Origin of the sequence: Corynebacterium sp. P4-C1, from assembly GCF_030503595.1 — a bacterium.
Classification (GTDB): domain Bacteria; phylum Actinomycetota; class Actinomycetes; order Mycobacteriales; family Mycobacteriaceae; genus Corynebacterium.
On the sequence record NZ_CP129966.1, the window covers coordinates 65,660 to 78,329 of the forward strand.

General features: G+C 64.0%; 11 protein-coding genes and 1 pseudogene. 8 read left to right on the top strand and 4 right to left on the bottom strand.

What is annotated here, in order from left to right:
* Positions 1 to 11: 11 nt before the first annotated feature.
* Entirely contained in the window at positions 12 to 1,400 is a 1,389-nt protein-coding gene (locus QYR03_RS00305) for a class II 3-deoxy-7-phosphoheptulonate synthase (RefSeq protein WP_301712190.1), read from the top strand.
* Between the two features lie 24 nt (positions 1,401 to 1,424).
* On the opposite strand, the pseudogene QYR03_RS00310 reads toward QYR03_RS00305, so the two are convergent.
* Positions 1,425 to 2,675: pseudogene (locus QYR03_RS00310) on the bottom strand (protein kinase); the annotation flags it as partial.
* 68 nt (positions 2,676 to 2,743) lie between these two features.
* Between QYR03_RS00310 and QYR03_RS00315 the strand changes: the two are divergent.
* Positions 2,744 to 3,124 carry an Rv2175c family DNA-binding protein gene (locus QYR03_RS00315; RefSeq protein ID WP_259848924.1) on the top strand — a complete coding sequence of 127 codons (381 nt, stop codon included), beginning with the start codon at positions 2,744 to 2,746 and terminating at the stop codon, positions 3,122 to 3,124.
* Here QYR03_RS00315 and QYR03_RS00320 read toward each other — a convergent pair.
* The 3 genes from QYR03_RS00320 to QYR03_RS00330 are packed head-to-tail and all read right to left on the bottom strand — an operon-like array spanning position 3,096 to position 6,300.
* A complete protein-coding gene (locus tag QYR03_RS00320; RefSeq protein ID WP_301712192.1) occupies positions 3,096 to 4,571 on the bottom strand; it encodes an alpha-(1->6)-mannopyranosyltransferase A in 1,476 nt (491 codons plus the stop codon). The genes QYR03_RS00315 and QYR03_RS00320 overlap by 29 nt on opposite strands.
* Before the next feature lie 14 nt (positions 4,572 to 4,585).
* On the bottom strand, positions 4,586 to 5,683 hold the full coding sequence (locus QYR03_RS00325) for a polyprenyl synthetase family protein (RefSeq protein ID WP_301712193.1): 1,098 nt from the start codon (positions 5,681 to 5,683) through the stop codon (positions 4,586 to 4,588).
* 41 nt (positions 5,684 to 5,724) lie between these two features.
* Positions 5,725 to 6,300, bottom strand: a complete 576-nt coding sequence (locus tag QYR03_RS00330) for an N-acetyltransferase (protein ID WP_301712194.1) — start codon at positions 6,298 to 6,300, stop codon at positions 5,725 to 5,727.
* A 226-nt stretch (positions 6,301 to 6,526) separates the two neighbouring features.
* Between QYR03_RS00330 and QYR03_RS00335 the strand changes: the two genes are divergently transcribed.
* From QYR03_RS00335 to QYR03_RS00360, 6 genes are all read left to right on the top strand, one after another.
* Positions 6,527 to 6,955: an SAV_6107 family HEPN domain-containing protein gene (locus QYR03_RS00335; protein WP_301712195.1), complete on the top strand. Its 429-nt coding sequence runs from the start codon at positions 6,527 to 6,529 to the stop codon at positions 6,953 to 6,955.
* Positions 6,956 to 7,070: 115 nt separating this feature from the next.
* On the top strand, positions 7,071 to 7,463 hold the full coding sequence (locus QYR03_RS00340; RefSeq protein WP_259848825.1) for a DUF3040 domain-containing protein: 393 nt from the start codon (positions 7,071 to 7,073) through the stop codon (positions 7,461 to 7,463).
* A gap of 443 nt (positions 7,464 to 7,906) precedes the next feature.
* Positions 7,907 to 8,341 (top strand): division/cell wall cluster transcriptional repressor MraZ, encoded by a 435-nt coding sequence (mraZ, locus tag QYR03_RS00345; RefSeq protein WP_076598706.1) that lies wholly within the window; start codon positions 7,907 to 7,909, stop codon positions 8,339 to 8,341.
* A gap of 241 nt (positions 8,342 to 8,582) precedes the next feature.
* Entirely contained in the window at positions 8,583 to 9,596 is a 1,014-nt protein-coding gene (rsmH, locus tag QYR03_RS00350) for a 16S rRNA (cytosine(1402)-N(4))-methyltransferase RsmH (protein WP_301712196.1), read from the top strand.
* 92 nt (positions 9,597 to 9,688) lie between these two features.
* On the top strand, positions 9,689 to 10,525 hold the full coding sequence (locus QYR03_RS00355) for a hypothetical protein (RefSeq protein ID WP_301712197.1): 837 nt from the start codon (positions 9,689 to 9,691) through the stop codon (positions 10,523 to 10,525).
* Positions 10,526 to 10,649: 124 nt separating this feature from the next.
* Positions 10,650 to 12,656: a penicillin-binding protein 2 gene (locus QYR03_RS00360; RefSeq protein ID WP_301712431.1), complete on the top strand. Its 2,007-nt coding sequence runs from the start codon at positions 10,650 to 10,652 to the stop codon at positions 12,654 to 12,656.
* Positions 12,657 to 12,670: the final 14 nt, after the last annotated feature.

Consider the following 12,670-nt stretch of genomic DNA (forward strand, 5'->3'; position numbering starts at 1 on the left):
CAAGTAAAGGGGTGAGTTGGACAGTAGACATCCCCAAAGAAGTATTGCCCGATCTGCCGCCGCTTCCCGGTGACATCAACGAGGCGTTCCAGGACGCCGTCTCCCGCGATGCGAAGCAGCAGCCCACCTGGGATGAAAACGCGTCCCTGTATGTGCGCAAGATCCTCGAGTCGGTCCCGCCGGTCGTGGTGGCGCCGGAGATTCACAGACTGAAGAAGCAGCTCGCCGACGTTGCCAACGGCGAGGCTTTCCTGCTTCAGGGCGGCGATTGCGCCGAGACTTTCGAGTCCAACACCGAGCCGCACATCCGCGCGAACATCAAGACCTTGCTGCAGATGGCGGTCGTGCTCACCTACGGTGCATCCACGCCGGTGGTGAAGCTGGCGCGCATCGCCGGCCAGTACGCGAAGCCGCGCTCTTCCGACCTGGATGAAAACGGCCTGCCGAATTACCGCGGCGACATCGTTAACGGTGTGGAGCCGACTGAGGAGTCTCGCCGACACGACCCGGCCCGCATGATCCGCGCCTACGCGAACTCTTCGGCCGCGATGAACCTGGTCCGTGCCCTGACCACGTCCGGTACCGCCGACCTGTACCGCGTCGAGGCGTGGAACCGCGAGTTCGTGGCTAACTCTGCCGCCGGTGCACGTTACGAGGCCCTGTCGCGCGAAATCACCCGTTCGCTGCACTTCATGGATGCCTGCGGCGTGAACGACCGTGAGCTGCGCACCTCCGAGATCTACGCCTCCCACGAGGCACTGCTGGTTGACTACGAGCGCGCTATGCTGCGCCTCGCGGAGAACGAGCACGGCGAGACCAAGCTTTACGATCTGTCCGCGCACCAGCTGTGGATCGGCGAGCGCACCCGCGGCCTGGAGGACTTCCACGTCAATTTCGCCGCGCTGATCGACAACCCGATCGGCATCAAGCTCGGGCCGACAGTCACCCCGGAAGAAGCTGTTGCCTACGCGGACAAGCTCGACCCGAACCGTGAACCGGGCCGGTTGACCATGGTGGCTCGCATGGGCCACGACAAGGTCCGCGATGTCCTGCCGGGCATCGTCGATGCCGTGGAGCGTTCCGGCCACAAGGTGGTCTGGCAGTCCGACCCGATGCACGGAAACACCTTCACCGCGTCGAACGGGTACAAGACCCGCCACTTCGACAAGATCATCGACGAGGTCCAAGGCTTCTTCGAGGTGCACCGCCACCTGGGCACACACCCAGGCGGCATCCACATCGAGCTGACCGGCGAGCACGTCACCGAGTGCCTCGGCGGTGCGCAGGACATCACCGATATCGATCTGCCGGGCCGCTACGAGTCCGCGTGCGACCCGCGTCTGAACACCGAGCAGGCTCTCGAGCTCGCGTTCTTGGTCGCGGAGATGCTCCGCAACTAGGCAGCGGCTTCCCCGTCCGCTCTACTCCGGCATCCGGAGGATTTCGGGGATCTCCCCGTAGGCGCCGGAGCCGAACCACCAGCCACCGACAGCGACAGCTGCGGTGGCTGCTGCTATGAGCAGCAGGACCACGACCATGGCCGCACTCGAGCGGTTCGTCTCCACTGGTGGTGGCTCTGGCTCCCGCCGTTCGATCTGCCGCTGCCTCCGTTCCAGCGGAGGCACGTGCGGCTCGTAGGGCGTGGGTGCGGGTGCGGGAGCAGGGGCCGCAAGCGGTGCCGGCGCGGGGACAGGCTCCGGGGCCGGGGCGAATACCTCCTCCGCGGGCTCGGGCTCGGGGTCGAGTGCCGGGGCAGGAGCGTCGATCTGCGTCACGCTCGTGGGAATGGCTGCCACCCGGTTCGCGGCTGACTGGGTGGGAATCGGGACTGTGAAGTCGGGAAGATCCAGTTCAGTTGCAACATCGTCCAGCGCTTCGAGGAACTCCTCCGCGTCCGCGAAGCGTCCGCGGGGATCGCGGGCGGTGGCGGTGGCGACGAGCTCGTCGAAAAGCTTCGGCACCCCCTGCATGCGTGACGACGGCGCCGGCACGTCGGAGCGCAGCCGCGCCATCGCGTGGGCGAGCGGGGTCTCCCCGTCGAAGGGGACTGTGCCGGTGAGAAGCTCGAAAAGAACGACACCGGCGGAGTACACATCGGAGGCCTGCGTGATCTCCGTGCCGTCGACCTGCTCAGGAGAGAGGTAGGCGACCGTGCCCACGATCTGATCGGTGGAATGCCGCGAGTCGCTCGCTGCGCGCACCAGGCCGAAATCTGCCAATTTCACTGCGCTGTCGCCGTTGATGAGGATGTTGTCCGGCTTGATGTCGCGGTGGACGAGCCCGCGCCGGTGCGCCACAGACAACCCGGTCAGCATCGCGCGCATGACCGCAGTGGCGGCGTGCGGCGGCATCGGACCGCGTTCCGCTAGAAGCTCCCGGAGCGTGCCGCCGGTGATGAGCTCCATGATGAGGAACACGTCCACGCCGTCGGCGCCGAAGTCGTACACGTTGACCAAGTTCGGATGGCTCAACTGCGCCATCGCGCGTGCCTCGCGGGCGAAGCGGTCGAGGAACAACTCGTCGTGGACATAACGCTCGTCCATGACTTTCGCCGCGACTTCGCGGTCCAGACGCGTGTCCAGGCAGCGGTACACGGTAGACATTCCGCCGCGGGCGATGGGGCGGTCGATGAGGTACCGGCCGTCCAGCACGTCGCCGGTTGCGAGGTGAGTCATGCCCACCAGTATGGTGCACGCGACGCACCGATCGGTAGCGGCCCGGCGGACAGTAGAGTGGGGGCGTGATTTTTTCAGAGCATGATCCCAACGCACACGACCTCGATGCCCTGCTGAGCGGTGAAACGCTTCTGTCTTTCCCGGATGTCGCAGACCGCCTCGGCGTCCCCGTGACGAAGGTCCACGACTACGTCAACGCCGGCAAGCTCGTGTCCTACAAGAAAGACGGCACGAAGCTGATTCCGGAGCTCATGCTCGACAACGGCACCGACCTGTCCAAATTCATCGCCGGCGCCATCACCGTGCTGCTCGACGGCGGCTTCAACCAAGACGAGATTCTCGCCTACCTGTTCACCGAGGACGAGAGTCTGCCGGGGCGGCCGATCGACGCGCTGCATGGCCACGGTGCGCGTGAAGTGATCAGGCGCGCTCAGGCCATGGCGTTTTAGACCGCGGCAAGACGCAGGACGCGGCGTACCAGCCGAGCACCAGCGTCACGAGCATCCACACTCCGTTGTAGAAGTTGTGGTTGCCGCTACCGCTGAACGCGAACGCCACAATGACGGATGCCCCCACAGTCAGGCGGATCAGCCACCTCGGTGGGCTGAACGTGCCCGCCACTGACAGCGCGGACGCGAAGTACCACGGCAGCGTCACCGCATTGCAGACGAACGCGACCATGTAGGCCAGCGCCATGCCCATGACGTTCCGGCGGTCGTTCTGGCGGAACGTCCACCAAACCAGCACGAGACCCGCCAGCATCAGCACCGACCCGACCGTGCGGGTGACGCCTAGGACGGTGTTATAGGGGAATTCTTCGTCGAAAAGCTGAATGAACGGCGTGACCGCCTCCGCCGCGAGTGTCGCCCCAGAGAGCGGGTTGACCACCTTGGAGTTGCCGGAAATTTCCTCCAGCCACCCCCAGGAGGTACCCGAACCCACGGTCACGGCAGCGACGGCGGCGACCGACACAGCCACCACCGAAGCACCGCCGGCGAGGAAGACTCCGACGCGGCGGGCAGGCCGTGACCCCTCCGGTGCGTAGTGGTGGAGCACCATCCACACGATGAACGGCAACGTGACCGCGGCCGTCGCCTTGAGTGAAACAGCGACACCGACGAGCACCGTTCCCAGCAGGAAGCGGCGCGACAGGCACGCCACTAGGCCGAGACTGACAAGACCGACCATCACCGACTCGTTGTGCATGCCGGCGACCATGTGGATGAGCATGACCGGATTAGCCACGCCCAACCACAAAGCGAGGGCGGGATCACCACCGAGGCGTTGCGCGATCCGGGGAATTGACCACGCGATGGCGGCGAAGCCGGCCAGAGAAATGAACTTGTAGCAGATGATCCCGGCCATGACGTTCTCGCCGACAAAGCTGGTGACCGCGTTTCCGATCCACAGGTGGAATGGGCCGTACGGGGTGGTGGTGTTGCGCCAGTCGTGGGAGACCTCCAGCAGGTACGGGCCGGGATTGACCGCGGCACCTTCGGAGTACGGGTCGAATCCGTCGCGCACCATCGCTCCCTGCATGAGGTAGGAGTACACGTCGCGCGACATCAGCGGAGCCGCCAGCAGCAGCGGGGCAGTCGCCGACCAGAGTGACGCACGAGCATAGCCCAGCCTGTCGCGCGGGCCGGTCTCACCGCGGCCGTCCACCACGTAGCGTCCCGCGCCAACCCAGCCGGCGACCAGGAGCAAAAGACCGGCGATGAGCGCGACGTCGAGCAGGCCGCGGGCATGCCCGTAGCTCAGGAATTCAAGGCCGAAATAGGCGAGTACGCCACCTCGGTTCCGCGTCGCGCCCGCTCCGAAGGAGCCCACCATGAGCAGCGCGGCACCAACGGCGCCAAGCCGCAGCGCGGTTGTCGGGGAAAGTCGTGCAGTCATCGGGCAGGTGCTTCTTATTTGCGGCGAGAGGTCGACTTGATCGCTAGAGCTGTCAGCGTCTCCACTGCCTCGTCAGTGATAGCGGCCTCCTCGAGGTGCTTCAGGCCCGACTCGGTGAGACGGGTGATGCGTTCCTCCGTGACGTCCACGGCGCCGGTGGACTCGATGATGCGCGCAAGTTCGGCGATGTCCGCTGGGTCCGTGGCGGAACCGATGCCGGCCCGCAGCTTCTCCGCCGCGGACGGGTCAGTGGCATCCGCCGCTTCAAGCGCCAGTGCGTAGAGCACCGTGCGCTTGCCCTCCCGCAGATCGTCGCCTGCCGGCTTGCCGGTGACCGCAGGGTCGCCGAACACACCCAGCAAATCATCCCGGAGCTGGAACGCAATGCCGATGTCGCGCCCGTAGCCGCGCAGGGCGTCAATCGTCCGCTCGTCGGCCCCCGCGATCGCAGCGCCGAGGTGCAGCGGACGCTCCACCGTGTACGCGGCCGTCTTGAAACGGTTGACCGAATCCGCCTGCTCGGCACTTTCGCTGCCGGAGGCTTCGAGCGCGATGTCGAGGATCTGCCCGCCAATGACCTCCGAGCGCATTCCGCGCCAGGGCTCGGCGGCGCGCTGGAGGGCCTCATCGCTCACACCGGAATAACGCCACATATCGTCAGCCCACGCGAGGGCAAGATCCCCGATGAGAATGGCGACATTCTCTCCGTAGATGTTCGAGTCTCCGTGCCAGCCGCGCTGCGCGTGCTTCGCGGCAATTGCCCGGTGCACAGTCGGCTTGCCGCGCCGGGTGTCGGAGGCATCGATGATGTCGTCGTGAATCAACGCGCACGCTTGGATCAGCTCGAGGGCGCTCACCGCGCGGAGGACAGCAACCGGATCTTCGTCCGTGTTTTTGGGATCGACCGTCGCAGCGTAGCCCACCCACCCGTACGTCGGACGGATTCGTTTGCCCCCGCCGAGCACGAAATCACGCAAGTGCCCGAGCGATTCTGCGACCGGTCCGCCGATTTCGGTGATGCGCGCCGCGTTGTCCGTGAAGAATCGCCGCAGTTCTTTCTCCACTTCCTGCGGGACATCAGTTACCGCAATGTGAGTCGTGCGCTCGCTCAAAGGTCGTGGCTCCTTCTAACCGCGGGGTGGACGAATACCGCTCACTCTACCGGGGCGGCTGAAGGCAGCGGCAATGTCCGGCCGAGCACGGCGAAGGGGCGTGGGTCGCCCGTGTATGTGAAGCCCCGGAGAATGTCTTTGAATCCGAGCGAGCGGTAGAGGCCGAAGGCGGCGTTGTTCTCTTGCGGAACTTCCGGCGTGGAGAGGAGGACGTACGGCTGCCGAGCTTGCTCCAGAAGCCGGTGGATGAGCGCGCGCCCGAGGCCACGGCACTGCATGCCGGGGGACACATGGACTTCGGCGAGCTCGAAATAGCTCTCCACTACTTCGAGCATGCGCGGTGTCATGGCGTGGTTTTCGACCAGTCCCCGGCGCAGCTGCTGATCCCACCACCGGCGCGTGGATCCGCGGAAGCCGTAAGCGATTCCCGCGAGTGCTCCGTTGTCGAAAGCGGCAGTGGCGGTGAAGTCGTGCTCCACGGAGTCGCGGCGCCACACAGCCACCCGCTCATCACGGATGCGCACGGGATAACGCATCGCCTCTATGTACAGGTCGACCAAGTCTGGGGCCATGGCGGAGAACTCGTGCGGGGATAGCTCGCGGATAGTAACGGACACGAACTCCATCGAACCACGAGCCGTGCGTAGCCGTTGCCGGTTCGGGTTATCCACAGGCTTCAAATTGAATCCATGCAGGATGGGAGGGACGAAGAGGGGCATTTCCGGCAATGGTTCGAAAATGTGTGCGAATCGCGTGATGCTGTGTCGGACCCGCTTTCTAATGTGAATTTCACAAAAGCAACCACGGCGGTGAGTTTCGAGCGAGGAGGATGACGTGTCCAGCGTGATTTCTGCAACGACCGGTGCTGTGTACGGGGCCACGCCCGCGCCATCGCGGCATGATGAGTTCCTTAGCTCGGCGCATGCGCATCTCAATGATGCGCACGATCAGCTCGCCGCGGGGACGCCGGACCTTGCCCTGGAAAGTGCCTACCGTGCCGCGCTGAGGACGGCGGGGGCGGCCGCCGCGCAGTCGCCGGTAGTGGCCAAGCGCAAGCGTCTCCCCACGAGTGCGTGGGACAAGTTGGCCCTGACCGGCCCGAGGGGAAAGTACTGGGCGGATACCTTTTCTGGTTTCTCGCGGCTGAGGGGGAGGGTTGCGTCCGGAATTGAACTCCGTCCCCGCCGCGAGGAAGCGGAGCGCCTGCTGGATCTCGCCTCTAGTTTTTACGGGGAGATCGCGGGGGAGGAAGACGGTATGACCGCTGCTTAGTCGTTTGGGGGCTGTCCTGCCCGGAAGCATGGGCGGTATGATGGAAGGAACTAAACAAGACGCTCAAGCGTTGTAGTTCAGAGAAGACAGCGACCAAATCAGGCTGGGAGTGAAAGTGGCTTTATCTGAGCAGGAACAGAAGTTGCTCCGCGAGATCGAGGAGTCGCTGATGGCCGATGACCCGAAATTCGGGTCGTCTGTGAGTTCCGTTTCCGATCGTGGATCGTCCGGCGGGGGGTTCCGCCCGACAATGCGGGCTGTGGCCCTGATCGTGCTCGGCCTTGTGCTGCTTATTTCCGGCGTGGCGTTGGCGGCGGAGAGCCTCTGGTTCGTTGCGCTGAGCATTCTCGGGTTTGTGGTCATGTTCATTGGCGGTGTTTGGGGCTTGCGTGCCCCGGCTGAGGATGTTGCGCCGAGGCGTGTGCAAAATGCCGGCCCGCAGTTGCGCCGTGACGGTGTCAGCTCGCGAATGGAAGATAATTTTCGCCGGCGCTTCGAAGGCCAGTAGGTCTCCGGGATCCACCGGCTTCTAGGCGGCTTCTTCTATCCCCCTCATGGAAACGTGAGGGGGATTTTCCGTGTGCCCACTTCGCCCCACCACGGGTCCCCACTTTCACCCACTGGAGCGGAAAGTTGCTCTAAGCTTCAGATTTTCCTGGGGAAATGGCGTCTCCATTCATGGTGGTGGAGTGACTCAAAGTGACCAGAATGCTCTTGTGGTGGTTTTGGGGCAGGATGCTGGACGTGGGGACGGGTGGGTCCGCCACGCGTGAATAGTGCTCTGAACTGTATATTTATGACACAAGAAAAGAATTTTGTGTTCCAATGTGGCGATTGTGGGGGAGAGTGGGTTAAAGTGGGGGACAGTGAAGGGCCGGTGTGACGATGCCGGGTCGGATCTGACAAAAATTCACAGCCGGAGTCGTCGAGCGAAGGAAGGTAGGGCGCCGGATGTTTCTGGGCACCTATACCCCCAAGCTGGACGACAAGGGGCGCCTGACGTTGCCCGCCAAGTTCCGCGAGGGGCTGGCGGACGGGCTGATGGTGACCAAGGGGCAGGACCACTCGTTGGCGGTCTATCCCCGCGAGGAATTCGCGGCTCGCGCACGTAAGGCGGCCGCGGTTTCCCGCACGAACCCGAAGGCGCGTGCCTTCATCCGAAACTTGGCGGCAAGTGCGGATGAACAGACGCTCGACGGTTCTGGTCGCATCACGTTGTCGCCGGCGCACCGTGATTACGCGAACCTTTCGAAGGAGTGCGTGGTCATCGGTTCAGTGGATTTCTTGGAAATTTGGGACGCCGAGTCCTGGCAGAAATACCAAGAAAATACCGAGGCCGCTTTCTCGGCGGCCGACGAGGACGACATTCTCTCGGGTCTGCTTTAAGCGGGCGGACGGAGAGCGTGCACGGACTCTGTTCGGGGCGCGAGTCGTTCTGGTGTACTTCCCCGATATCAGAATGACCGCCCCGAGCAGGGCCCTGCACGTTCCCCGTGGATACAAGTGCAGTCAGACAAAAACCGGACTTAATCCGGAACTAACCCAGACCTAAATCAAAGCACGACACATCAGGCGCAACCAAGGGGGGTGGACCAGGGTGGCACATCACACGTCGAAGGAATCCGACATGGATTTTGGCATCGATGCCAACCACGGCCACGTCCCGGTCATGCGCGACCGCATGGGGGATCTTCTACGCCCGGCGGTGGAGAAGTTCGCCGACGACGCCGTGATTGTCGACGGCACGTTGGGGGCTGGCGGGCACACGGAGTACTTCCTTTCTGAGTTCCCGCGCGTCACCGTAATTGGTATCGACCGTGACGCGGCGGCGCTGGAGAAAGCGACGCAGCGTCTGGAGCGGTTCGGCGGGAGGTTCGTCTCAGTGCGGGGCCGCTTCGACTGCCTGGCTGAAGAATTGCAAGCTAATGCGCACCCAGTGTTCGAGCGCGTCCGCGAAACAGGGTTGGCGGGCGCCTTTTTTGATCTCGGGGTGTCCTCGATGCAGCTTGACCAGGAGGAGCGCGGCTTTGCTTACCGCGTCGACGCGCCACTGGATATGCGCATGGATCCGAGCTCGGGCATGACTGCCGCGGATGTCCTGAACACCTACAGCCACGGGGACCTGGCTCGTGTGCTGAAGACCTACGGCGACGAGCGCTTCGCGGGAAAGATCGCCTCAGCTGTCCTCGCTGAGCGGGAGAAGGAGCCTTTCGACCGTTCCGGACGTTTGGTCGACCTGCTGTACAAGGTCATTCCGGCTGCTACTCGCCGCACCGGCGGACACCCGGCAAAGCGAACCTTCCAGGCGCTTCGCGTGGAAGTGAACCGGGAGCTCGAAGCCCTGGCGAATGTCATACCGATGGTGGCGGACGCTCTCGGACCAGGTGGCCGTGCTGTTTTCATGAGCTACCAGTCCCACGAGGACAAAATAGTCAAGCGTGCTTTCGCGGATATGACGGAATCGAAGACCCCGGCGGGGTTGCCGACGGAGCTGCCCGGTATGGAGGCCAAGTTCCGTCTTGTCACCCACGGAGCTGAGCAGGCTTCGGATGCGGAAATCGAACTGAACCGGAGAGCGGCCTCAGTGCGGGTCCGCGCCGTAGAGAAGCTGAACAACGAGCCTCCCGGGGGTGCGCGATGACCACCGTAGGGGCACCAGGAAACTCGACAAGACCGAGCAAACAAACACCGAATTCACGCAGAGAACAGCCACTAGCGAAGGGGAGCACGACAATGGGAGCAAGCCGAGACCTCACTGCCGGGACCACTGCTGGCGGCTCGACTGCGCTACTGGAGCGCACCCCGCAGCGGACCACCCGTCACGGTGAGCGCACGCGTACCGCACCGGCCCCTTCGGGGCTGAAGCCGCGGATCGCGCCGCATGTCCCGCGCGGCCCGCGCCGACTGGGCTCTAAGCAGGTTGTTTCTGTGCGCGGCCGCCGCGTCAACACCACGGATGCGAAGAGAAAGTTCTCCAAGCGGTCGTTGATGGCCCTGCCTCTGCTCATCCTGGGCATTTTCGGTGCCATGCTCCTATCGGCGCTGTCGACGCAACAGACCTTCACTATTGAGCAGCTGCAGGGCCAGGAGCGCACTCTCAACAACGAGATTGAGACGCTCAACCGCAATGTCGAGGACAGCCGCGCGGCCGCGGAGGTTGCGGCGAAGGCTGATCAGGCCGGCATGGTGGTTCCGGTTCAGCCGGGCATCATCAACGTCGATGCTGAAGGTAAGGCCAACGAAACGCGCGAGGCGGACCCGGCTAAGACGATCCGCGTGGTCGATGTCAACGAGGAGACCATCCGCACGGATCAGGCCACCAGTGACAGTGAAGCCACACGCGATATTGCGGACAACCTTTCCGCGCTGCCGCAGGCGAGCCTTCCCGCCGGCCGCGAGGCATCCCCGTCGCTTCCTGATGCCGGCCGTTCTTCCCGCACGTCTGCCGGCGATGCCGCGCCGGCACCGGCGGCTCCACAGGCTGCGGGCGACGCGTCGCAGGCACCGCAAGCACCGGCAGCTCCGGCTGGCCCCGAAGCACCTCTTCCGGCTCTCCCGGGTGGCCTGTAAGCCACCATTAAGTTCCCGTTTCTTGTGTGGCGGTCATAACCCCGCCCCGTGATCGGGGCAAGATGAAGGCATTGACTGGGCGCCACGGCACAAGAAGAGAAGGTGTGACTACGACGTGAGCAGAATGGACCCGCGGAAGCGGCAGGCGCGGGCGGTGCCCGCGCAAAAAGTCGTCACTGCCAGCCGCATGCGCATTCTCACCGCATTCTTCCTCGTGGTCGCCCTCGTTTTGATTGGCCGTTTGGCTTGGGTGCAGCTGAAGTGGGGGCCGCAACTGCAAAGCGTCGCGGCGGAACAGCGCGAACGCGATTTTGAGGATCCGGCGCGCCGTGGCGCGGTCGTGGACCGCGAGGGGAACTACCTCGCCTACACAATGAAGGCTCGTTCCTTGACCGTTTCGCCAGTGACGCTCCGCCGGGAGCTCGGCGAGATCGCTCGCAACGAGATGTACGAAAACGGTGCGAGCAGGGCCGAGGCCGAGGCACAGGAAGGTGCGCGCGTCGAGGATGTCCTGCGCCAGATGGCTAACGAGATCCCGACGATGATCGGGGAGGACAACGTCCAGGATCCTGATGGTGGCAGTGGCAAAGACAGCGGCAAGGACAAGGGCGGGGAATCCGGCGACACCGAAAAATCGAAGGGCGAGAAGGATAAGCTCCCCACCCCCAGCGTGAACTCCAAGGACATTTTGGAGAAGCTCCATGCCGACACCGACTACGAGGTCCTCGTCCGCAACGTCGACCCGGACGTGGCGGCGAAGGTCGCCGAGAAATTCCACGGTGTCGCAGCGGACCGCCAGGACATTCGCGAGTACCCGAACGGGGCGATTGGCGAGAATATAGTTGGACGTGTGTCCATGGACGGGCAGGGCCAATTCGGCCTGGAGGCGTCGAGTGATTCGATCCTGACCGGCATCGATGGCCGGTCCACTGAGGATGTCTCCGCCAACGGCCAAGCGATTCCGGGAACATTGCGCGACGTGGTGCCCGTGGTGGACGGAGCACGCGTCGAGCTGACCGTCGACCTGGATCTCCAGGCCTACGTGCAGCAGCTGCTGGAACAGTCCAAGGCCAATGCGAAGGCGAAGGACGCTGAGGCTGTGGTGCTGGACGCCAAGACCGGCGAAGTGCTGGCGATGGCGAATACCAGCACGATCGACCCGAACGGCGACTTGGAACGCCAGCTGGAGTCGGGCCGCAGTTTCGAGAATCCGTCGATCTCCCACCCGTACGAGCCGGGCTCCGTGGCGAAAATCATCACTGCGACGGCCGCGATCGAAGAGGGGCTGACCACTCCGGACGAGGTCCACCAGGTGCCGGGCACGATCGAGATGTCCGGCGTGACAGTTGCGGATGCGTGGCAGCACGATGTCGCGCCGTACACCACCGCGGGCATCTTCGGTAAGTCTTCCAACGTGGGCACGCTGATGCTCGCCCAGAAGGTGGGCGAGGAGCGTTTCGACGACTACCTCCATCGCTTCGGCGTCGGTCAGGCCACCGGCGTGGAGCTGCCGAACGAGTCTTCCGGGCTTGTTCCGGACCGCGAACAGTGGTCCGGCGGCACCTTTGCCAACCTTCCGATCGGTCAGGGCATGTCCGTGACGACGCTGCAGTTGGCCAGCATCTATCAGGCGCTCGCGAACGACGGGGAGCGTATTGAACCCCGCGTGGTCAAGAGCGTCACTCAACCCTCCGGCGAGGAAATCCCACAGGATGACCCGCGCCGCACCCGGGTTGTCAGCGAGAAGACCGCGAAGACCGTTGTCGACATGTTCCGCGCCCCGTTCCAGGAGGACCCGAACGGGGTCAACAGCGGTACAGCCCAGGGCAACGCCATCCCCGGTTATCAGCTGTCCGGTAAGACGGGCACTGCGCAGAAGGTCAATCCGGATACCGGCGCGTACTCCAACTCGGATTATTGGATCACCTTCGCCGGTGTGGCTCCCGCGGACGATCCGCGTTTCGTGGTGGCGGTCATGCTGGATGATCCGGAGCGCGGGCCACTCGAAGGAGGCGGTGGCGGCCAGTCGTCGGCACCGATCTTCACCGAGATCGCCAACTGGCTGATCAACCGAGAGAATATCCCTCAGAGTCCGGATCCGGGCGAACCGATGGTCCTGCAGGCCCAGTAGAGAAAGCGAGGAGT